Source organism: Novosphingobium kunmingense (assembly GCF_002813245.1).
Lineage (GTDB): Bacteria > Pseudomonadota > Alphaproteobacteria > Sphingomonadales > Sphingomonadaceae > Novosphingobium > Novosphingobium kunmingense.
The window spans coordinates 200,531-221,735 of the sequence record NZ_PHUF01000003.1 but is presented as its reverse complement, the minus strand read 5'-3'; the positions used below and the strand labels follow the sequence as shown (position 1 = coordinate 221,735).

At 67.1% G+C, this 21,205-nt stretch carries 18 protein-coding genes; 9 read left to right on the top strand and 9 right to left on the bottom strand.

The window, feature by feature from the left end; translation table 11 throughout:
* Positions 1–27: 27 nt before the first annotated feature.
* Entirely contained in the window at positions 28–2,538 is a 2,511-nt protein-coding gene (gene gyrB / locus B0I00_RS07190; protein ID WP_100866715.1) for a DNA topoisomerase (ATP-hydrolyzing) subunit B, read from the bottom strand.
* 171 nt (positions 2,539–2,709) lie between these two features.
* Between gyrB and B0I00_RS07185 the strand changes: the two genes are divergently transcribed.
* The 4 genes from B0I00_RS07185 to B0I00_RS07170 all read left to right on the top strand — a co-directional run bounded on the left by B0I00_RS07185 (position 2,710) and on the right by B0I00_RS07170 (position 7,897).
* Positions 2,710–2,961, top strand: a complete 252-nt coding sequence (locus B0I00_RS07185) for a TFIIB-type zinc ribbon-containing protein (protein WP_408635218.1) — start codon at positions 2,710–2,712, stop codon at positions 2,959–2,961.
* Positions 2,962–3,047: 86 nt separating this feature from the next.
* Complete coding sequence (locus B0I00_RS07180) at positions 3,048–4,466, top strand: M20/M25/M40 family metallo-hydrolase (protein WP_408635230.1); 1,419 nt, start codon at positions 3,048–3,050, stop codon at positions 4,464–4,466.
* 33 nt (positions 4,467–4,499) lie between these two features.
* Entirely contained in the window at positions 4,500–5,912 is a 1,413-nt protein-coding gene (locus B0I00_RS07175; protein ID WP_100866713.1) for a M20/M25/M40 family metallo-hydrolase, read from the top strand.
* A gap of 440 nt (positions 5,913–6,352) precedes the next feature.
* On the top strand, positions 6,353–7,897 hold the full coding sequence (locus B0I00_RS07170; RefSeq protein WP_100866712.1) for a class I adenylate-forming enzyme family protein: 1,545 nt from the start codon (positions 6,353–6,355) through the stop codon (positions 7,895–7,897).
* On the opposite strand, the gene B0I00_RS07165 is transcribed toward B0I00_RS07170, so the two are convergent.
* Positions 7,866–9,116: a TCR/Tet family MFS transporter gene (locus tag B0I00_RS07165; protein ID WP_157812495.1), complete on the bottom strand. Its 1,251-nt coding sequence runs from the start codon at positions 9,114–9,116 to the stop codon at positions 7,866–7,868. The two genes, B0I00_RS07170 and B0I00_RS07165, sit on opposite strands and share 32 nt — an antisense overlap.
* A 107-nt stretch (positions 9,117–9,223) precedes the next feature.
* Positions 9,224–9,523, bottom strand: a complete 300-nt coding sequence (locus B0I00_RS07160) for a UrcA family protein (protein WP_157812494.1) — start codon at positions 9,521–9,523, stop codon at positions 9,224–9,226.
* A 188-nt stretch (positions 9,524–9,711) separates the two neighbouring features.
* Here B0I00_RS07160 and guaA point away from each other — a divergent pair, with 188 nt between their 5' ends.
* The 3 genes from guaA to B0I00_RS07145 are packed head-to-tail and all read left to right on the top strand — an operon-like array spanning position 9,712 to position 13,807.
* Positions 9,712–11,271: a glutamine-hydrolyzing GMP synthase gene (guaA, locus tag B0I00_RS07155; protein WP_100866709.1), complete on the top strand. Its 1,560-nt coding sequence runs from the start codon at positions 9,712–9,714 to the stop codon at positions 11,269–11,271.
* A 7-nt stretch (positions 11,272–11,278) separates the two neighbouring features.
* Positions 11,279–12,508 (top strand): esterase-like activity of phytase family protein, encoded by a 1,230-nt coding sequence (locus B0I00_RS07150; protein ID WP_100866708.1) that lies wholly within the window; start codon positions 11,279–11,281, stop codon positions 12,506–12,508.
* Between the two features lie 60 nt (positions 12,509–12,568).
* Positions 12,569–13,807, top strand: a complete 1,239-nt coding sequence (locus B0I00_RS07145; protein WP_100866707.1) for an MFS transporter — start codon at positions 12,569–12,571, stop codon at positions 13,805–13,807.
* On the opposite strand, the gene B0I00_RS07140 is transcribed toward B0I00_RS07145, so the two are convergent.
* The 6 genes from B0I00_RS07140 to B0I00_RS07115 form a co-directional block, all read right to left on the bottom strand.
* Positions 13,804–14,298, bottom strand: coding sequence for an asparaginase domain-containing protein (locus tag B0I00_RS07140; protein WP_100866706.1), 495 nt, complete (start codon positions 14,296–14,298; stop codon positions 13,804–13,806). The two genes, B0I00_RS07145 and B0I00_RS07140, sit on opposite strands and share 4 nt — an antisense overlap.
* Positions 14,299–14,343: 45 nt before the next feature.
* The gene (locus B0I00_RS07135; protein WP_100866705.1) at positions 14,344–14,988 is read right to left on the bottom strand and encodes a TetR/AcrR family transcriptional regulator; all 645 of its coding nucleotides are present in this window, start codon (positions 14,986–14,988) and stop codon (positions 14,344–14,346) included.
* A gap of 2 nt (positions 14,989–14,990) precedes the next feature.
* Positions 14,991–16,238, bottom strand: coding sequence for a cytochrome P450 (locus B0I00_RS07130; protein WP_100866704.1), 1,248 nt, complete (start codon positions 16,236–16,238; stop codon positions 14,991–14,993).
* Positions 16,239–16,391: 153 nt separating this feature from the next.
* Positions 16,392–16,793 carry a hypothetical protein gene (locus B0I00_RS07125; protein ID WP_100867138.1) on the bottom strand — a complete coding sequence of 134 codons (402 nt, stop codon included), beginning with the start codon at positions 16,791–16,793 and terminating at the stop codon, positions 16,392–16,394.
* 92 nt (positions 16,794–16,885) lie between these two features.
* Positions 16,886–18,319, bottom strand: a complete 1,434-nt coding sequence (tldD, locus tag B0I00_RS07120) for a metalloprotease TldD (RefSeq protein WP_100866703.1) — start codon at positions 18,317–18,319, stop codon at positions 16,886–16,888.
* 43 nt (positions 18,320–18,362) lie between these two features.
* Positions 18,363–18,602, bottom strand: coding sequence for a zinc-finger domain-containing protein (locus B0I00_RS07115; protein WP_100867137.1), 240 nt, complete (start codon positions 18,600–18,602; stop codon positions 18,363–18,365).
* Between the two features lie 74 nt (positions 18,603–18,676).
* On the opposite strand from B0I00_RS07115, the gene B0I00_RS07110 reads away from it, so the two are divergent.
* Positions 18,677–19,624, top strand: coding sequence for an ABC transporter ATP-binding protein (locus B0I00_RS07110; protein ID WP_100866702.1), 948 nt, complete (start codon positions 18,677–18,679; stop codon positions 19,622–19,624).
* Positions 19,621–21,198 carry an L-aspartate oxidase gene (nadB, locus tag B0I00_RS07105; RefSeq protein WP_100866701.1) on the top strand — a complete coding sequence of 526 codons (1,578 nt, stop codon included), beginning with the start codon at positions 19,621–19,623 and terminating at the stop codon, positions 21,196–21,198. Before B0I00_RS07110 ends, nadB begins: the two co-directional genes overlap by 4 nt.
* Positions 21,199–21,205 lie beyond the last annotated feature (7 nt).

The window sequence follows — 21,205 nt, the reverse complement described above, 5'->3', positions numbered from 1 at the left end:
CACAACAAAGCAAGAACACGGCGTGCATCACACGTCGAGATTGGCCACGTTGAGCGCGTTCTCCTGGATGAAATCGCGCCGCGGTTCGACCACGTCGCCCATCAGGCGGGTGAAGATCTCGTCGGTCACGTCGGCATCCTCGACCTTGACCTGCAGCAGCACGCGGTTGTCGGGATCGAGCGTCGTTTCCCAGAGCTGTTCGGCGTTCATTTCGCCAAGGCCCTTGTAGCGCGCGATCGACAGGCCCTTTCGCCCGGCGGCGAGCACGTTGTCGAGCAGCTGCGAGGGGCGGGTGATCGCGCCGTCGGCGACTACCGCCCGCGCCGGAGCGGTTTCGGCGTCCTCGCCATCCTCGGCGGCAACCTCGACCTCGGCTTCGGGCTCGGCCCCGCCGCGCACCAGGCGTGCCGTGCCGCGATAGACTTCGGCCTGTTCGCCGGCGAGCCGGGCCAGCTTGCGCGCCTCGGCCCCGGTCAGGAACGCGGCGTCGACCGGATAGGCGTCGGTCACCCCGCGCCACAGCCGCTGGACCAGCAGCGATCCGTCGCCGCGCAGTTCGCCGCTCCACTTCGCTTCGCGGTCGCCGCGCCCGAGCCATTCGGCCGCTTCCGCGAGCGCAGCCGCACGGTTCGCGTCGGAAATGTCGGGTTCGAACACGCCGGCAAGCGCCAGTGCCTCGATCACCGCCGGGTCGTACCGCTTGGGCACGAAGCCCATCAGGTTGCGCAGGCGGATCGCGTGTTCGACCAGCGCCTTCAGTTCCTGGCCCGAACGCGCCCCGCCACTGGTTTCGAGCATGCGCCCCTGGATTCCTGCATCGACGAGGTATTCGTCGAGTTCGCGCGCGTCCTTGAGGTAAACCTCGCTCCGCCCCTTGGCGACCTTGTAGAGCGGCGGCTGGGCGATGAAGAGGTGCCCGGCGCGGATGATGTCGGGCATCTGCCGGTGGAAGAAGGTCAGGAGCAGAGTGCGGATGTGCGCGCCATCGACGTCGGCGTCGGTCATGATGACGATCTTGTGGTAGCGCAGCTTGTCGAGGTTGAACTCGTCGCGGATGCCGGTGCCCATCGCCTGGATCAGCGTGCCGACTTCCTTGGACGAGATGATCCGGTCGAACCGCGCCCGCTCGACGTTGAGGATCTTGCCCTTCAGCGGCAGGATCGCCTGGATGCTGCGGTCGCGGCCCTGCTTGGCCGACCCGCCGGCCGAATCGCCTTCGACCAGGAACAGTTCGCACTTCGACGGATCGCGTTCCTGGCAATCGGCCAGCTTGCCGGGCAGGCTGGCGATGTCCATCGCACCCTTGCGCCGGGTCAGTTCGCGGGCGCGGCGCGCGGCTTCACGCGCGGCGGCGGCATCGATGATCTTGCCGACCACGGCCTTGGCGTAGGCAGGATTTTCCTCCAGCCAGTCGCTCATCTTGTCGGCCATCAGGCTTTCCAAGGGCTGGCGCACTTCGGAGGACACCAGCTTGTCCTTGGTCTGCGAGGAGAACTTGGGATCGGGCAGCTTGACCGAGACGATCGCGGTCAGCCCTTCGCGCATGTCCTCACCGGTGAGGTTGACCTTTTCCTTCTTCAGCAGGCCCGACTTTTCCGCGTAACCGTTGAGCGTGCGGGTCAGCGCCGCGCGGAACGCGGCCAGGTGCGTGCCGCCGTCGCGCTGCGGGATGTTGTTGGTGAAGCACAGGACGTTTTCGTAGTAGGAATCGTTCCATTCCAGCGCCACGTCGATGCCGATGCCGTCGCGCTCGCTGCTGATCGCGATCGGATCGGGGAGCAGCGCGGTCTTGTTGCGATCGAGATACTTCACGAAGGCCGCGATGCCGCCCTGGTAGAACAGGTCGTGCTCCTTCACGTCCTCGTGGCGCTTGTCGCGCAGCAGGATGCGCACGCCCGAATTGAGGAACGCCAGTTCGCGGTAGCGGTGTTCGAGCTTGTCGAAATCGTACTCGATCACGTTCTTGAAGGTCTCGGTGCTGGCCATGAAGGTCACCCGGGTGCCGTTGCGCTCCCGACCGGCGGGGCCGCGCACTTCGAGCGGGGCGACCGCATCGCCGTTCTCGAAGCGCATCCAGTGCTCCTTGCCGTCGCGCCAGACGGTCAGCTCGAGCCATTCCGACAGCGCGTTGACCACCGATACGCCGACGCCGTGCAGGCCGCCCGACACCTTGTAGGCGTTGTCGTCGCTGGTGTTTTCGAACTTCCCGCCGGCGTGGAGCTGGGTCATGATGACCTCTGCCGCCGAAACGCCTTCCTCGGCGTGGAGATCGACCGGGATGCCGCGGCCGTTGTCCTCGACCGAGACAGAGCCGTCGGGATTGAGCTCGATCAGCACCAGGTCGCAATGTCCGGCGAGCGCCTCGTCGATCGCGTTGTCCGACACTTCGAAAACCATGTGGTGCAGGCCCGACCCGTCGTCGGTATCGCCGATGTACATGCCGGGGCGTTTGCGCACCGCGTCGAGACCCTTCAGGACCTTGATCGAATCGGCACCGTAGGCGTTCTGGTTGGGCTGGTTTTCAGGTGTATCGGACATGGCGCCGATATAGGGACGAAGCCCCCTTTTCCCAAGCGAAAGCCGCCCCGTTCTGCCGCTTTTCCACAAGCCTTGGGCTTGTTGCCGGCAGCCTGCGTCCCCATTGTCGTTGCGAGGGGTAACCGGAGAGACCACACCATGAAATGCCCGAACTGCCAAGCGACCCTGACCATGAGCGAGCGCCAGGGAATCGAGATCGACTATTGCCCCGAATGCCGCGGCGTGTGGCTCGACCGGGGCGAGCTCGACAAGATCATCGAACGTTCGGCCAAGGATGCGCCGGCTCCCTCGGCCGCGCCGCAGGCCGCTCCGCCGCCCCCGCAGCAGGGCTATGCTCCGCAAGGCCATCCGCAGCAGAGTTACGGCCACGGCCACTACGGCCACAAGCGGCGCAAGCACTGGCTGGAGGAGATCTTCGACTAAGTTGCAGAAACGAACGCGCCGTCCCTTTTCAGACGGCGCGTTTCCTGCTCAAACCGGCGGCGAGACCATCGAGGGGGGCCGCCGTGATCCGTATCGCCGTTCTTGCCGCAATGCTGGCCAGTGCCGCCCTTTCCGCTCCCGCCGCCGCACAGCCGCTCCGCCCCGACCAGGCAGCGTTCCGCGAGATCTTCAAAGAACTGGTCGAAACCAACACCACGCTGTCATCGGGCAGCTGCACCTTGGCAGCCGAACGCACGGCCGCACGCCTTCGGGCCGGCGGTCTCCCTGAAAGCCAGATCACGCTGTTCGCGACAGCGGACAAGCCCAGGGAAGGCGGCCTGGTCGCGGTCTATCCCGGCACGTCGAAGACGCTGAAGCCGATCCTGGCCATTGCCCACATCGACGTGGTCGAAGCGAGGCGCGCCGACTGGGAGCGCGATCCCTTCACCCTGATCGAGGAAGGCGGCTACTTTTACGGCCGCGGCACGCTCGACACCAAGGGGCTGGCCGCGGTCTATGTCGATACGCTGATCCGCTTCCAGCAGGCGGGCTACAAGCCGAAGCGCACGGTCAAGATCGCGCTGACCTGCGGCGAGGAGACCAACGGCGCCTTCAATGGGGTCGAATGGCTGGCCGCCAACCAGCGCGACCTGATCGACGCCGAGTTCGCGATAAACGAGGGCGGCGGCGGCGGGACCGACGGCAAGGGCGTGGTCGATGGCGGCAAGGTGGTCGAGCAGGCCATGCAGGTCGGCGAGAAGACCTTTGCCAACTACCAGCTCGAAACCCGCAATCCCGGCGGGCACAGCTCGGTCCCCCGGCCCGACAACGCGATCTACCAGCTGGCCCGCGCGCTGGCGCGGGTGGAAGCCTACGAGTTCCCGCTCGAGTTCAGCGAGACGACGCGCACCTACTTCCGCGCGGCCGGAGCGGCGCGCGGCGACGCCGTGGGCAAGGCGATGGTCGCGCTGGCCGCGAACCCGGCCGACAGGGACGCGGAAAAGACGGTCAACGCCGAAGCGTTCCTCCATTCGAACCTGCGCACCACTTGCGTTGCCACGATGCTGGAGGCCGGCCACGCGCGCAACGCGCTCGCCCAGCGAGCGCAGGCCAACGTCAACTGCCGGATCTTTCCCGGCCATTCGATCGAAGCGATTGCCGCGGAACTGGGCCGGGTCATCGCCGATCCTGGCGTTGCGATCACCGTTCTCCCGCCCAAGCGCCCCTCGCCTCCGCCGCCCGCGCTCGACCCCAAGGTGATGGAGCCGGCCCGCAAGCTGGTGGCGAAGTATTGGCCGGGCGTGCCGCTGGTGCCGCAAATGGCCAACGGCTACACCGACGCGACCTTCCTGGGCGCGGTCGGCATCCCGACCTACGGGGTGCCGGGGATGTGGGGCGATCCGGACGGCAACGGCGTCCACGGCCTCAACGAGCGGATCGAGGTCCGCTCGCTCCTGACCGGCCGCGACTTTCTCTACGACCTGATCAAGGCCTATGCGGGCTGACATCGCCATGACCGAAAAGGGACGCATCGAAGCATGAAGAACAGTCTTGTCGCGGCAACCGCCGCTCTTATCGCGGCCAGCCCCTCTGCCCAGGCGCAGACCGCCCCGCTGCGGCCCGACCAGGCCGAGTTCCGCGGCCTTTACAAGGAACTGGTCGAAACAAACACGGCGCTGTCCGAAGGAAGCTGCACCCTGGCCGCCGAGCGCATGGCCGCGCGGTTGAAGGCGGCCGGGATGAAGGACGACCAGCTCCACCTGCTGGTCGCGCCCGAGGCGCCCAGGGATGGCAGCCTCGTTGCGGTCTATCCGGGGACGAGCAAGACGCTGAAACCGATCCTGCTCCTCGCCCATATCGACGTGGTCGAGGCCAAGCGCAGCGACTGGACCCGCGATCCCTTCACCCTGATCGAGGAAAACGGCTATTTCTATGGCCGGGGCACCTACGACGACAAGGCGCAGGCCGCGATCTTCACCGACACCCTGGTGCGCATGGCCAAGGCGGGCGCCAAACCCAAGCGCACGATCAAGCTTGCCCTCACCTGCGGCGAGGAAACCAGCGGCGCCTTCAACGGGGCGGACTGGCTAGCCCGGAACAAGCGCGACCTGATCGATGCCGAGTTCGCGCTGAACGAAGGGGGTGGCGGCCTGTCCGACGGCAAGGGCAAGCTCATCGCCCAGTCGATCCAGGTCGGCGAAAAGGCCTATCAGGACTTCACCCTGACCACGACCAATCCCGGCGGCCACAGCTCGCAGCCGGTGCGCGACAACGCGATCTACGCGATGGCCGATGCCGTTGCCAAGGTGCGGGACTACGAATTCCCGCTGGAATTCAACGATTCGACCCGCACCTTCTTCGCCCGGTCGGGCGCCTTCCGCAGCGATGCCATGGGCAAGGCGATGGCCGCGCTCGCCGCGAACCCCGCCGACACGGCCGCCGAGGCGGTGGTCAACACCGACAAGATGTTCCATTCGATGCTGCGCACGACCTGCGTTGCCACGCTGATCGACGGCGGCCATGCGCAGAACGCCTTGCCGCAGAAGGTCACCGCCAACATCAACTGCCGCATGTTCCCCGGCCGCACCCCCGACGAGACCCAGGCCCTGCTGGCCGCGGCGATCGCCAATCCGGCGGTGGCGATCGAACAGAAGGTGCGCGGCAAGCCGATCGCCAAGGTGCCGCCGATGACTCCGGCGATCACCGGGACGATGGAAAAGCTGGCGGCCAAGCATTTCCCCGGCGTGCCGGTCCTGCCCAAGATGCTGACCGGCGCGACGGACGGGGTCTATCTCGCCGCGGTCGGTATCCCGACCTATGGCACGCCCGGCCTGTGGGTCGATCCCGACGGCAACGGCACCCATGGCCTCAACGAACGCATCGCGGTCAAATCGCTGATGGACGGGCGCGATTACCTCTACGATCTGGTGACGACGCTCGCCGCGCGCTGATGGTGTCCGCCGGGTGCGGCCAGGCCATCCCGCCTGAACGCATCACCAGCCCGAAACGCAAAACGGTCGTCACGCCGGACCCGGTGTGACGACCGTTCTGTTTTGGAAAGCTGCCTGGGGGTGTTGCCCCCATCCGCCAGGCTCAGACGAGCGTGGCGGTGAACATCAGGCCGCTGAGCGAAACCGCGGCGATGATCGGCAGCATGGACGAAACGATGCTGCGCATGGTGTTTTCTCCGTTTGCTTTGGCGGGTTGGTGCCCGCGGCGGTGTATCTATTAATTAAGTAGACATTATAAAAGTGCAAATAGCGGCAATACTGTTGCGCTTTTCGCAACTGCAGCATTAAGCGTGCGGTTAAAATTCTGCGGCGCGGCTCTGGACATCGGCTTCGCCCCTCCGCCATCGTCGCACCAAAGCGATTCTCGAGAGGATGCCCCAATGACCACCGATCCCACCGCCCTGCTCGATGCCGACTTCGGCTCGCTGCCCGCGCTCATCGCGCTGTGGGGCGAGGTGCGCGGCGATGCGACGGCGCTGGACGACGGCACCACCCGGCTGTCGTGGCGCGACGCCGCCGACCGGATCGAGCGGATCGCCGCGCGGCTGCAGGCCGACGGGCTCGAACGCGGGCAGTCCGTGGCGATCCTTGGCACGTCGAACGTCGCCTATGCGCTGGTCTTTCTCGCCGCGATCCGCGCCGGCGGCTGCGCCGCGCCGCTGACCACCAGCGCCAGTCCGCAGCAGCTTGAGGGCATGGCCAGGGATTCGGGCGCGATCCACCTGTTCATCGACCAGGCGAAGCTGGACGAGCTGGGCGATCTGCGCCTGCCCGTCCCCAATCAGATCCTGCTGAGCGACCTCGCCAGTTTCATGGCGCCGGCCGGGACCCGGGCCGAACCGTTCGATCCGGCCGAGGACGATCCCTTCAACATCATCTATTCCTCGGGCACCACCGGCATTCCCAAGGGCATCGTCCACAGCCACCAGATGCGCTGGCGGCAGATGTCCGGCCGCGTCGCGCTGGGCTATGGCGCGGACAGCAGGGCGCTGACCTCGACCCCGCTCTATTCGAACACCACGATGGTCGTGTTCCTGCCCTCGATCTATTCGGGCGGCAGTGTGGCGATCATGGGCAAGTTCGATACGCAGAAATGGCTCGAACGCACTGAGGCGGAGAAGATCACCCACACCATGCTGGTGCCGGTCCAGTACCGCCGGCTGATGGAATATCCCGAATTCGACAAGTACGACCTGTCGTCGCTGTCGATGAAGTTCTGCACTTCGGCCCCGTTCCCGGCCGATCTCAAGGCCGAAGTGTTGCGGCGGATGCCGGGCGGGCTGGTCGAATACTACGGCATGACCGAAGGCGGGGTATCCTGCGTGCTGATCGCGCACGAGTTTCCCGACAAGCTGCACACCGTGGGCCGCCCCGTGCCGGGCCACGACCTCAAGGTACTCGACGAGAACCTGAACGAAGTCGCGCCGGGCCAGCCGGGCGAACTCGTCGGCAAAAGCCCGACGATGATGCTAGGCTACAAGAACCAGCCCGAGAAGACCCGCGAGGGCTACTGGATCGATCCGGCCGACGGGTCGGTGTGGCAGCGCATGGGCGATGTCGGAATCGTCGATGCCGATGGCTTCGTCACGCTGGTCGGGCGGACCAAGGACGTGATCATCTCGGGCGGGTTCAACATCTTCCCGGTCGACCTCGAGGGCGAGCTGGCCCGGGACGAGCGGGTGGTCGAAGCCGCCGTGGTCGGCGTGCCGTCCGACAAGTGGGGCGAAACCCCGGTCGGCTTCGTCGTGCTCAAGCCCGGGGTCGACGACAGCGCGCTCGAGGCGATCCGCAACGCCGCGAACAGCCATCTCGGCAAGACCCAGCGGGTCGCCGAACTCTACGCCATCGACGAGATGCCGCGCAGCCACATCGGCAAGCTGCTCAAGACCGACCTCAGGGAGATGGTGCCGGCAAAGGCCCGCTGAGGCTGCGCGCGCCGCGCAGGAACAGCGCCAGCGCAACCAGCGCAAAGCCGCCCGCGACCAGGAGCGGCATGGCCGGCAGCCGCGCCACCGCCTGCGGCCCGCTAAACTGTGCGAAGATCCCGGTGTAGAGCGGCGGGCCGACGATCTGCGCGATCGAGCTGATGCTTTGCGTCGCGCCCTGCAGTTCGCCCTGGCTGGCGGCATCGACCGCCCCGCTGTTGAGCGCCTGGATCGACGGGGCGATGAAGCCCTGCAGCCCGCCGACCGCGATCGCCGCATATATCGCCGCCGTGCTGCCGGCAAAGACGTACATCACCGCGGCGATCACGAAACCCGCAACGCCCGTGATCACTGCGCCGCGTTCGCCTAGGTGCGGCAAGGCGAAGCGCAGCCCCACGCCCTGGACCAGCGCCGAGACGATCCCCACCACGGCCAGCGAAAGCCCGATCTGCGCCTCGTCGAAGCCATAGGCGGCGATGGTGAAATAGGACCAGATCACCGGATAGACCGTGTGGGCCAGCTGCCAGACGCCCAGCGCGGCGACAAACCACAACACCCGCCCGCTCTGCCCCTTGAGCACCTTCAACGCGGCAAAGGCGTTGGCCCGGCCCCAGTCGAAGGGGCGGCGCTTGTCCGCCGGCAGGCTTTCGCGCAGCACCGCCAGCCCGAACAGCACGTTGGCAAGGGCAAGGCCTGCGGCGGCGAAGAACGGCAAGCGCAGGTCGATCGCGCCCAACAGGCCGCCCGCCGCCGGCCCGAGAATGAAGCCCAGGCCGAAGGCCATGCCCATCAGGCCGAAACTGGCAGCGCGCTTTTCGGGCGGGGTGACATCGGCGATATAGGCATAGGCGGCCGACCAGCTTGCCCCGGTGATCCCGGCTACGACGCGGCCGACCACCAGCCACCACAGCGCCTGCGAAAAGCCCAGCAGCGCATAGTCGATCGCCATGGCCGCGACGCTGGCCAGCAGCACCGGGCGCCGGCCGAAGCGGTCCGACAGGTTGCCGATGATCGGCGCGAAGACGAACTGCATCATCGCATAACCCGCGCCCAGCCACCCGGCGAAGACCGCGGCGCTGTCGATCGGCATCTGCCCCAGGTCCATGATCAGCCGCGGCAGGACCGGCATGACGATGCCGAAGCCCAGCATGTCGATCAGCACGATGGCAAAGACGACGCCGATCGAGGCCCGGTGCGGCATAAGGAGTTCCCCAATCACGAAAAAGGCCCGCCTGGGACGGGCCTTCAGCAGCTATAGGGCACGCGGCGCCGGGCGTGCAAGGACGCGCCCGCCCCCGGTGATGGGGACGGGCGCTTTGGAGAGCCCTAGTTCGCGTTCAGCGCGACGCGCTGCAGGCGCTTCTTTTCCATCGCCGCCAGTGCGCGGGTCATGGCGCCATCGATGCAACGGCGCGTTTCCATGGTCGATTGCGCCTTCGACAGCGACGGCGCTTCGCAGGCCGCGGTGATCGCGACGCGGGCGCGGTCGTTGAACGCCTCCGCCCCTTGCGCTGTGGTCAGGTCGAGATCGCCGTGCGCGATGCGGACCTTGATGGGATAGCTGCCGGCCAGCGACGGCGTGGCGGCGAGAAGCGAGGCGGCAAGTCCGATAAGCAGTACACGCATGGTATTTCCCCTTTGAAAACCGGTGCCTGTTCGAATTCGCATCCTCAACCGTTGATGACCGCCTCATTGTGCAACGCAGCATTTATTTCGCAAGTGCAAAATAGGCGGTCCGTGTTGCAGTAAATGCAAGCACGCGTCGCGCTTCGGCACGGCTGGACAAGGCGGGGCACGCTCCTTATCGGCCAGCCATGACCATCCACCCTTCCGACTCCATCCTCATTGTCGATTTCGGCAGCCAGGTGACCCAGCTGATCGCCCGCCGCGTGCGCGAAGCGGGGGTCTATTCGGAAATCGCCCCGTTCAGCCACGCCGCCGCCGCCTTCGAGCGGATGCAGCCCAAGGGCATCATCCTGTCGGGCGGCCCGGCTTCGGTACTTGACGAAGATGGGCCGCGCATCCCGGACGAAATCCTCGACAGCGGACTGCCGATCATGGCGATCTGCTATGGCCAGCAGGCGCTGATGCACCAGCTGGGCGGCGAGGTGCAGCCCGGCGACAGCGGGGAGTTCGGCCGCGCCTTCATCGATGTGGCTGACGGCTGCGTGCTGTTCGACGGGCTGTGGAAAAGCGGCGAGACCCACCAGGTGTGGATGAGCCACGGCGACAAGGTGACTGCGCTGGCCCCCGGCTTCCGACCGGTCGCGTCGAGCGCGGGCGCGCCCTATGCGGTGATCGCCAACGACGAGAAGCGCATCTACGCGATGCAGTTCCATCCCGAGGTGGTCCACACGCCCGACGGGGCGAAGCTCTACAAGAACTTCGTGCGCCACGTCTGCGGCCTGCCCGGCGACTGGACCATGGCCGAATTCCGCAAGACCAAGATCGAGGAAATCCGCGCACAGGTCGGCAGCGGCAAGGTGATCTGCGGCCTGTCGGGCGGGGTCGACAGCGCGGTTGCCGCCGTGTTGATCCACGAAGCGATCGGCGAGCAACTGACCTGCGTGTTCGTCGATCATGGCCTGATGCGGCTGGGCGAGGCCGAACAGGTCGTCAGCCTGTTCCGCAACCACTACAACATCCCGCTGGTCCACAAGGACGTTTCGGCGCTGTTCCTGGGCGGCCTTGCCGGAGTCACCGATCCCGAGGCCAAGCGCAAGTTCATCGGCAAGACCTTCATCGACGTGTTCGAAGCCGAGGCCAAGCAGATCGGCGGGGCCGAGTTCCTGGCCCAGGGCACGCTTTATCCCGACGTGATCGAAAGCGTGTCGTTCACCGGCGGGCCGTCGGTCACGATCAAGAGCCACCACAATGTCGGCGGCCTGCCCGAACGCATGAACATGAGCCTCGTCGAGCCCTTGCGCGAACTGTTCAAGGACGAGGTGCGCGAACTGGGCCGCGAGCTGGGCCTGCCCGATGTCTTCGTCGGCCGCCACCCGTTTCCCGGTCCCGGCCTTGCCATCCGCATCCCCGGCGAAGTGACCCGCGAACGCTGCGACATCCTGAGGAAGGCCGACGCGATCTACCTCGAGGAAATCCGCAACGCCGGGCTCTACGACGCGATCTGGCAGGCCTTTGCCGTGCTGCTCCCGGTCAAGACGGTGGGCGTGATGGGCGACGGGCGCACCTACGACAGCGTCTGCGCGCTGCGCGCGGTGACCAGCACCGACGGCATGACGGCCGACATCTATCCCTTCGACGCCGCCTTCCTCAGCCGCTGCGCGACCCGCATCATCAACGAGGTCAAGGGCATCAACCGCGTGGTCTACGACTACACCTCGAAGCCGCCGGGCACGATCGAGTGGGAGTAAGGCGCGGTTGATCCGGCGGCTCGGCTGGAGCGACGTACCCGTCGCGACGCCAGCGGTGCCGTCGGGCGATCTGCGGCTGCACCGCAGCCTGACGTCGGGACTGACCCGCCGCGCGGACGATCCACCCGCCGTGTTCTGGGGCGTGGGAGACCGCGGACCGAACGTGTCGCCGCGCGTCGCTGCAAGGCACTATGGCCTGCCGCAGCTCGCACCGCTCGCCGCGCTCGACGGGGCGAAGATCATGGTTGCGCCCGGTATCGGCCCCGCGCTGGCGCGCTTCCGGCTGGAGGCCGACCGTGTGGTCCTTGAAGCGGTTGCGCCGCTTCGCGCAGCCGACGGCACCCCGCTGACAGGATTGCCGGCGCCCGAATGGCCCGGCGCGGAAACCGAACCGGTGTTCTCGCTGGACGCCGCCCCCCTGGGCGCCTGCGTCGACGGTGCCGATTGCGAAGGCATCGCACCGGGGCCGGACGGCCGCTTCTGGGTGGCCGAGGAGTTCGGACCATCGCTGCTCCTGGTCGACGAAGCCGGCGTGGTCCACCGCAGGATCGTGCCGCGCGGAAGCGAAGGCCGGTTCGACGGATCGGCCGTGCCGGTCAGCGCCGAGCTTCCCGCCATAGCGGCCAGGCGCAGGCTGAACCGCGGGTTCGAAGCACTCGCCCTCGATCGCAAGGCCGGCATTCTGTATCTCGCCTTCCAGAGCCCCTTGGCCCATCCCGATCGCGCGGCGCATGTCGCGGGCGACCTGGTACGGATCTGGGCGCTGGACCCGCACAGCCTGACCCTGCTGGCACAATACGCCTATCCCCTCGACCCGGCCGAAGCGTTCGCGCGCGACCGACTTGCCGGGGCGGTCCAGCAGGCCGACGTCAAGATCAGCGAGATGACTGTCTTGCCCGATGGCAGCCTGCTGGTGCTCGAACGGCTGACCCTGTCGACCCATTTCTACCGCGTCGCCCCCGATGCCGCGCTACCGTCGCATTTTCTCGACCCCGACCATCGCCCGACGCTCGAACAACTCGGCCAGACCGGTTGCCAGGCGCAGGGCCTTACGATTCTGGCCAAGCAGCGAATCTTCTCGACCGACGATCATGCCGAGATCTGCGGCGACCTTGAGGGTTTGCTGGTGCTGGACGATGGCCGGCTGTTGCTGTCGAACGACAGCGATTACGGCACCGAGGGAGCGGCAACCCAGTTCTGGCTCGCTGCGCCCGACCGGCCCCTGCCGACCGGTTAGCCCTCGCCAGCGGCGCAAAAGGTGATACCCTCGCGCCGGGAACCCGGGGGAGATCGCCGCATGGCATCGGCAGCATATCCGCAGCGCGTAAGCACGGCGCGGCTCAACTGGATTGTCGCACTCGTCGCGCTGGCCGTGCTGCTCAACTATGTCGATCGCGGCGCGATCGGGATTGCCGCGCCGCTGATGAAGGCGGAACTGGGCCTGTCGGCTACCGGGTTCGGCACGGCGGTTTCCGCGTTCTTCTGGGCCTATGCGCCCTTGTGCCTGGTCGTCGGCTGGCTGTGCGACCGGTTCTGCGTCTACCGGATGTTTGCCGCGGGCATCGCGCTGTGGGCGCTGGCCACGCTGCTGACCGGGTTCGTGAGCGGCCTCGCCCTGCTGATCGTGCTGCGCCTGCTGCTGGGCCTTGGTGAGAGCATCGCCTTTCCCGGCAGCTCCAAGATCTTCGCCGCCGAAGTGCCCGCCACCAGCCGCGGCATGGCCAACGCCATGGTCGCCGCGGCCATCGCCTTCGGCCCGGCGGTCGGCACGCTCAGCGGCGGGCTGATCCTCGAAGGCCAGGGATGGCGGCCGATCTTCTGGATCTTCGGCGCGGTCACGCTGCTGTGGCTGGTGCCGTGGCAGGCCGCCGCGGCGCCGCTGCGCAGCGGCAACGTCGCCGTGCCCGTGGTCGATCCGGTTCCGCTGGGCCGCCTGTTGCGCGTCCCGACCGTCTGGCTGGTCGGCGTCGGCCACTTCTGCACCAATTACGGGTTCTACTTCCTGCTGACCTGGCTGCCGCTCTATCTGGTCAAGGAACGCGGCCTGTCGATCGGCGACATGACGGTGCTGACCACCCTGGGCTTTGCGGTGCAGGGCGTGATGGCACTGGTCATGGGCCGCGCATCGGACCGGTGGGTTCAGTCCGGCGCCGACGAGGCACGGGTGCGCCGCTTGCTGATGGTCGCCGGGCAGGCGCTGATCGCCGTCGCGATCGGCGCGGTGTTCTTCGCCCATTCACCCGTCGCGGTGGGCGCGTGCCTGGTGCTGGCCGGCTTTGCCACAAGCCTGCTGTCGACCAACGTCTTTGCCATTGCACAGATGTTCGCCGGTCCGCGCGCCGCGGGCGGCTGGACCGGAATCCAGAACATGATCGGCAACACGTCGGGCATCGTCGGACCGATCGCGACGGGGCTGATGATCGACCGCCTCGGCGGATATGGCTGGGCCTTTGCCCTGACCGCGCTGGTGCCGGCGCTGGGCGCGCTGTGGTGGTGGAAGGCCGTGCCGCCGATCCGCCAGTTCGACGCCGCCTAGAGCGCGACGAAGCGTCCTGCCGCCCGGTCCTTGCGCACCTTCAGCCCGTCGAACACCTGCCCGCTCATCGCGATGTAGACGCCCGGCACAGCGGCCTGGACGGTCGCAAAAGCCATGCCGAGGTTGAAATTGGCATCGGTCTCGGCAAAGCGCGCCGGACTGAGCGCGCCGGTCAGGCAGATCGTCTTGCCCGGCACTTCGGCTGCCAGGACCTTGGCGGTTTCGGTCATGGTATCGGTGCCGTGGGTCACGACGATGCGCGTCTCGGGCGCCTCGCGGGCGGCCGCGGCGATCAGCACGCGGTCGGCCTCGCCAAGGTCGAGGCTGTCCTTGCGCATCAGTTCGACGACGCGGAACGGCAGGGCGACGCGCGCCTCGGTGAGCAGCGCCGGAATGCCGCTGTCGACGATCTGGTATTCGCTGAGCGCATCGAAATAGTTCTTGTCGATCGTGCCGCCGGTGGTGAGCACGAGGATCGCTGGGCTGGTCATGCCCCGCCCTTAGCCGCGTGTGATCGCCGCGACCAGTACCGCTGATCAGGCGGCGATCGGGATCTCCGCAATCTCGGCCAGCGCGGTGCGCAGCCGCCTGGCCGCGGCCGGTTCCAGCGCGTGCTGGAACAGCGTCAGGTGGCGCTCCATCGTGCGGCGCACGGCCCCGGTGCCGGTGCCGGTCGGCTCGCCCAGTTCGCGGTAGTGTTCAAGGCCGTAGCGCAGGATGATCGTGGCATTGATCGACAGGTCGCGCAGCCCGGCGCGCGGCCAGGCGAGTTGCCCTTCATCGACCAGCCGGGCCAGATGCGCCTCGATCTGCGCAAAGGTGGCCTCGATCCATTCGGGCGCGCGCTGGCCAATGACCGGGGCGTGCTCGCCGTAGGCGGCCTGGTCGCGGTAGAGGAACCGGAACAACCGGAATTCCTCCATCAGCGCGCCGATCAGCCGGGCATAGTCGGCGATCCCGTCCCCGTCGGGATCGGGGCGCAGCAAGAGCCGCGCGTCGATGGTCTCGGCGAACTGGTCGGCCACCGCTTCCATCAGGTCGCGCTTGGTCTTGAAGTGATACCAAAGGTTGCCTTCGGATATGCCGCACTGCGCCGCCAGAGCGGCGGTGGTAACCGCGCCGAAGCCCTGTTCGTTGAACAGGGCGCGGGCCGCTGCCACGATCCGGTCGCGGGTGCGCATCGTCAGTAGTGCGACAGTTCGACCATCAGCTTCTTGTAGCCGTGGACGAAACAGGCCGGCACGCGTTCCGGCTCGGCCACCGGGTTGGCGCGCAGGCGGCGCTTGCCCATCTCCTCGAGCAGGGTGCAAAGCTGCAGTTCGGCCACGCGCGCGCCGACGCAGCGGTGGATGCCATAACCGAAGGACAGGTGGCGGCGGGCGTTCTCGCGGTCGATGATGATGCGGTCGGCATCCTTGAAAACGCTCTCGTCGCGGTTGGCCGAGACGTACCACATGACGACCTTGTCGCCCTTTTTCATCGCCACGCCGTCAACCTCGGTATCTTCCAGCACCGTGCGGCGCATGTGCGACAGCGGGGTCTGCCAGCGGATCAGTTCCTGCACCGCGCCGGGGATGAGCGCGGGATCGGCTTCCAGCCTGGCACGCTCTTCGGGGAACTGCGACAGGCCATAGACGAAGCCGGACATCGAATTGCGGGTCGTATCGTTCCCGCCAACGATCAGCAGGATCAGGTTGCCGACGAATTCCTGCGGGCTCATGTGGCTCATCGCTTCGGATTGCAGCATGACCGAGATCAGGTCCTTGCCCGGATGGGCCGCCTTCTGCGCCCACAGCGCGGCAAAAGCCTCGCCCATCTCGGTCAGCGCGGCGTTGCGCTCCGCATGGCCTTCAGGCGTGGTCATGCGTTCGACATCGCCGCCCATGTCCGACCAGTAGGTCAGCTTGTGGCGTTCCTCCCACGGGAAGTCGAACAGTCGGGCGAGCATGCCCGTTGTCAGTTCGATCGACACGCGCTCGACCCAGTCGAACGCCTCGCCCACCGGCAGCGAATCGAGCACCTCGGCCGTGCGCTGCTGGATCTCGGCCTTCATCGCGGCGACTTCGCTGGGCCCGAACGAGGGCGCGATGGTGCGGCGCTGCGCGGTGTGGTGCGGCGGATCCATCGCGATGAACATCGGCATGCGCACTTCGTTTTCCATCGGTGCGTCGACGATGCCCGGAATGGCGATGCCGCCGTATTCCCAGCTCGAGGAAAAGATCCTCGGCAACGCCTCGATAAAAACGATCGGCTTGTAGGTGCTGACCGACCAGTACGGACCGAACGCACTGTCGGGCACGTACTGGATCGGCGCTTCGGAACGCAGGCGGCGGAACGGTTCCTGCCAGCGGTCTTCGGCATAGAGTTCGGGGCGGCTGACGTCGATCGGGGCAAGCGGCTCTGCGCTGCGCTCAACTGCGGCTGTGGCCATGGCAATCCTCTCCCGCGGGCGTCGTGCCCGTCTAGGGTGCGCACCCTAAACTTTTTCGGCGCGCCGTCAATCCGCTGCAGCGCGAGCGCCGCATACGGCAACGCCGTTCGCACCCGGAGATGCGAACGGCGCCAATCAGAAGCAGCCTGAAAATCAGTCGCGCGCAGCGACGCGGCGATAGGGGACGAAGTCATCCAGCATCAGGAATCCGGTGATGAAGTGGCCCGGCCGGTCGAGCGTCTGGACGCGGTCGAGCCGGCAGAACGAACCGCCAGTCGGATAGACCACGAGGATATCGTCATCGTCGACATCCTCGGCGTTGCGCGGGCGGTTGACCCAGATCGTGCTGCCCGACTTGTAGACCAGCGCGGTCTTGTCGATGACCGTCTGGTCGCGTGCGGCCATCTGGCTGATGCAGCTCACCGGCTTGCCGGCCTCGCGCCCTTCGAGCATCTTGGCAAGGCGTTCCTCGCCGGTCTGGCGCGGTGCGGCCATGGCGCTCGGCGCGCCTGCGGCCAGAGTGGCGGCGATAAGGGCCAGACCGATCCTGCGCATGTTCATGCTCCCGTTGAGTCGCGTTCCAGCGATAGCCCGTTCTAGCTGAACCGGCGGTGAAACAACACCGCCTGGCCCGACTTGCCGAATGGTCAGCCGGTGCCGCCGACGGTCAGCCCCGCAACCAGCAGCGTGGGCTGGCCAACGCCTGCGGGCACACCCTGCCCACCCTTGCCGCAAACCCCGACGCCTTCGTCGAGCGCGAGATCGTTGCCTATGCCCACTACCCGGGTCAGCACGGTCGGCCCGTCGCCGATCAGCGTCGCACCCTTGATCGGCGCACCGAGCTTGCCGTTCTCGACCTTGTAGGCCTCGGTACAGGAGAACACGAACTTGCCCGAGACGATATCGACCTGCCCGCCGCCGAAGCTCTTGGCGAAGATCCCGCTCTTCATGCGGCTCAGCAATTCGTCCGGATTGTCGTTCCCGGCGCGCATGAACGTGTTGGTCATGCGCGGCATGGGCGCGTGGGCATAGCTTTCGCGCCGCCCGTTGCCGGTGGCGGGCACGCCCATCAGCCGGGCGTTGAGCCGGTCCTGCATGTAGCCCTTGAGGATGCCGTCCTCGATCAGCACGTTTTCCTGGGTCGGCGTGCCTTCGTCGTCGATCGACAGCGATCCGCGCCGTCCCTGCCCGCCGACGCCGAGCATGGTGCCGTCATCGACCACGGTCACGCCCGGCGCGCCGACGCGGTCGCCGATGCGGCCGGAAAAGGCGCTGGTGCCCTTGCGGTTGAAATCGCCTTCGAGACCGTGGCCGACCGCTTCGTGCAGCAGCACGCCGGGCCAGCCGGGGCCGAGCAGGACCTGGCATTCGCCCGCCGGTGCGGCCACGCTGTCGAGATTGACCAGCGCCTGGTTCAGCGCGACGTCGATCCCCCGGTTCCAGGTTTCGGGGAGGAACAGGTCGTCGTACAGCCGCCGGCCGCCGATCCCGAACGAGCCGGTTTCGCGCCGCCCGTTCTGTTCGACCACGATGCCGATGTTGAGGCGCACCAGCGGCCGCACGTCGCCGGCGGTGAAACCGTCGGCGCGGACGATCTCGATCACCGACCAGCTGGCCGACAGGCTGGCGCTGACCTGCACCACGCGCGGATCGCGGGCACGGGCGGCGGCGTCGATCGTCTCCAGCAGCGCCACCTTGTCGGCAAAGGGAATCGCATCGAGCGGGGACAGGTCGGTGTAGAGGTGCCGGTTGGTCGGGCGCGGCGGGGGTGCGGCCTGGCCCTTGGCCGGATCGAGCAGTTGCAGCGTTTCGCCGGCGCGGCGGATGGCATTGAGGCTGATCTCGTTGGCGTGGGCAAAGCCGGTCATCTCGCCCGACAGACCGCGCAGGCCAAAGCCGGCGTCGCGCGAATAGTCCGCCGTCTTCAGCCGTCCGTCGTCGAAGGCAAAGGTCTCGCTGGCGATGAACTGCATGTAGAGTTCACCGTCATCGCAGCTTTTCAGCGTCTCGCGGGTGACGGTCAGCGCCTCTTCTGGCGTGATCTGGCGATAGAGCAGCGAACGGGGATCGGGCGTTGTCATGCCACCGATATAGGCGGCTTCCCGGGCAGCGCCAGTGCCGGACTTACGGATGCGGGGTGTTGCTGCTGCCCGCGGACACGTCGGTACCGCCCGCGGCGCCGTCGGCCGGACCGCCCGTCAGGACGAAGCGCTTGTCGCAATAGCCGCAGTCGACATAGCCGTGCTCGTCGATTTCCAGCCAGACGCGCGGGTGGCCCAGGGCCGCGCCGCCCGGGATGTCGCGGGCGCCATCGCAGGAAACGCGGGTGGAGGTAACGAAAGCGGTTTCGGGCGGCTGGATCATGGCCGCGCCATAGCGAGCGCGCGCGCCCATTTCCAGCCTTTACGAACGCCGCCCGAAGCCGCAAAGCACTGGCCATGGATACACCCGCCGCGATTTCGATCCGCGACCTGGCCAAGGTCTATGCCGCGCAGGGCGGCGCCCCGGCCAAGCACGCGCTGAAGGGCGTCAGCTTCGATGTGCCCGAAGGCCAGATCTTCGGCCTGCTCGGCCCCAACGGCGCGGGCAAGTCGACGCTGATCAACATCCTCGCCGGCCTGGTCATGAAGACCAGCGGCACGGCCAGCATCTGGGGCTTCGATATCGACGAACACCCCCGCAACGCCAAGCGGTCGATCGGCATCGTCCCGCAGGAAATCGTCTTCGATCCCTTCTTCACCCCGTTCGAGGTGCTGGAGAACACTGCCGGTCTCTATGGCGTGCCCAAGGCGGCGCGGCGCAGCCTGCAGATCCTCAGCGAAGTCCACCTCTCCGACAAGGCCAACGCCTATGCCCGCACGCTTTCGGGCGGGATGAAGCGCCGCCTGCTGATCGCCAAGGCGCTGGTCCACCAGCCGCCGGTGATCGTGCTGGACGAACCGACCGCCGGGGTCGACGTCGAGCTGCGCCGGCAATTGTGGGATCTGGTCGGCGAACTCAACGCTGGCGGCGTGACCGTCGTGCTGACCACGCACTACCTCGAGGAGGCGGAGCAGCTGTGCGACCGCATCGCCATCATCAACCACGGCGAGCTGATCGCCAACAAGCCGACCCGCGAACTGATCGGCATGGCGCGCGAAAAGGTGGTCGTCCTAACGCTCGACCGCGACGTTGCCGAACTGCCCGCCAATCCGGGCTTTCTCAAGTGCGAGAATGTCGGCGAGCGGGTGATCGAGGTTACCTATGACAAGGACCGGACCAATGCCGGCGAGGTCCTTGCCCAGTTGCAGGGCCAGGGCTTCGGCATCGTCGACGTGACCACCCGCGAGGCCGATCTCGAGGACGTCTTCGTCAGCCTGACCAGCGCGGTCGGGCGCGCGGCGTGAGCGCACCCGACGTCATCATCGTCGGATCGGGCGCGGCGGGGTTGACCGCGGCGCTGGCCCTGGCCGACCGGGTCAAGGTGCTGGTCCTTGCAAAGGGCGAGCTGACCGGCGGGTCGACCGCCTGGGCGCAGGGCGGGATCGCCGCAGTGCTCGACGCGGGCGACACATTTGAAAACCACATCCGCGACACGATGATTGCCGGCGCGGGACTGAACCGGCTCGAAACGGTCGAGTTCGTGATCGAACAGGCGCCCCACGCGATCCAGCGCCTGATCGACCTCGGCGTGCCATTCAACCACGAAGGCAACGAGCTGCACCTGACGCGCGAAGGCGGCCATTCGCACCGCCGCATCGTGCACGTTGCCGACGCGACCGGCTGGGCGGTGCAGGAAGCGCTGCTCAAGGCCGCGACTGCGCACCCCAACATCACGCTCCTGCCGCACCGCTCGTGCATCGACCTCATTAACGGCAAGCACGAGGAACGCTATTCGGGGTCGGGCCGGGTCTGGGGGGTCTATGCCCTCGACGAGCAGACCGGCACGGTCGAGGCGCACGTTGCACACGCGACGATTCTCGCCACCGGCGGGGCGGGCCGCGTCTACCAGTTCTCGACCGCGCCGCGCGGGGCGACCGGGGACGGCATCGCCATGGCCTGGCGCGCGGGCGCGCGGGTCGGCAACATGGAGATGATGCAGTTCCACCCGACCTGCCTCTATAACCTCGAGGTCAAGAACTTCCTGATCACCGAGGCGGTGCGCGGCGAGGGCGGGCGGCTGATCAACCCGAAGACCGGGCACCGCTACATGCCCGACTACGACGAGCGGGCGGAACTGGCGCCGCGCGATATCGTCGCCCGCGCCAACGACGCCGAAATCAAGCGCGACGGGCTCGACTTCGTCCATCTCGACATCAGCCACCAGCCGCCCGAGTTCGTGCGCGAGCATTTTCCCAACATCCACGAAAAGCTGCTGGGGCTGGGCATCGACATGACCACGGGCCCGATCCCGGTGGTGCCCGCGCAGCACTACACCTGCGGCGGGATCGTGATCGACCTCGATGGGCGAACCGACCTGCCGGGGCTCTACGCGGCAGGCGAATGTACCGAAAGCGGGCTGCACGGCGCCAACCGGCTCGCCTCCAACAGCCTGCTCGAATGCTTCGTCTTCGGCGAGGCGGCGGCGAAGGACATCCTCGACCGTTGGGACAGCTTCGAGGCGCCGCCCGCGGTGCGCGCCTGGGACGAGAGCCGCGTCACCGATTCGGACGAAGAGGTGATCATCAAGCAGAACTGGACCGAGATCCGCCGCTTCATGTGGAACTACGTCGGGATCGTGCGGACCACCAAGCGGCTCGAACGAGCCCAGCACCGCATCCAGATGATGACTGGCGAGATCGAGGACTATTACGGCCACTTCCGCGTGTCGACCGATCTCATCGAACTGCGCAACCTTCTGCAATGCGCCGACCTGATCGTGCGGTCCGCGCTTGCCCGTCACGAGAGCCGGGGGCTGCACTACACCCTCGATTACCCGGGAACGCTGGCCGTGGCGAAGGACACCATCCTGGTCCCCTGACCCGTCC

Bases quoted from the DNA above. Each gene is read 5' to 3' on its own strand.
- gyrB (WP_100866715.1), bottom strand. From the start codon at position 2,538: ATGTCCGATACACCTGAAAACCAGCCCAACCAGAACGCCTACGGTGCC.
- B0I00_RS07185 (WP_408635218.1), top strand. From the start codon at position 2,710: ATGAGCGAGCGCCAGGGAATCGAGATCGACTATTGCCCCGAATGCCGC.
- B0I00_RS07175 (WP_100866713.1), top strand. From the start codon at position 4,500: ATGAAGAACAGTCTTGTCGCGGCAACCGCCGCTCTTATCGCGGCCAGC.
- B0I00_RS07170 (WP_100866712.1), top strand. From the start codon at position 6,353: ATGACCACCGATCCCACCGCCCTGCTCGATGCCGACTTCGGCTCGCTG.
- B0I00_RS07160 (WP_157812494.1), bottom strand. From the start codon at position 9,523: ATGCGTGTACTGCTTATCGGACTTGCCGCCTCGCTTCTCGCCGCCACG.
- guaA (WP_100866709.1), top strand. From the start codon at position 9,712: ATGACCATCCACCCTTCCGACTCCATCCTCATTGTCGATTTCGGCAGC.
- B0I00_RS07145 (WP_100866707.1), top strand. From the start codon at position 12,569: ATGGCATCGGCAGCATATCCGCAGCGCGTAAGCACGGCGCGGCTCAAC.
- B0I00_RS07140 (WP_100866706.1), bottom strand. From the start codon at position 14,298: ATGACCAGCCCAGCGATCCTCGTGCTCACCACCGGCGGCACGATCGAC.
- B0I00_RS07135 (WP_100866705.1), bottom strand. From the start codon at position 14,988: ATGCGCACCCGCGACCGGATCGTGGCAGCGGCCCGCGCCCTGTTCAAC.
- B0I00_RS07130 (WP_100866704.1), bottom strand. From the start codon at position 16,238: ATGGCCACAGCCGCAGTTGAGCGCAGCGCAGAGCCGCTTGCCCCGATC.
- B0I00_RS07125 (WP_100867138.1), bottom strand. From the start codon at position 16,793: ATGCGCAGGATCGGTCTGGCCCTTATCGCCGCCACTCTGGCCGCAGGC.
- tldD (WP_100866703.1), bottom strand. From the start codon at position 18,319: ATGACAACGCCCGATCCCCGTTCGCTGCTCTATCGCCAGATCACGCCA.
- B0I00_RS07115 (WP_100867137.1), bottom strand. From the start codon at position 18,602: ATGATCCAGCCGCCCGAAACCGCTTTCGTTACCTCCACCCGCGTTTCC.
- B0I00_RS07110 (WP_100866702.1), top strand. From the start codon at position 18,677: ATGGATACACCCGCCGCGATTTCGATCCGCGACCTGGCCAAGGTCTAT.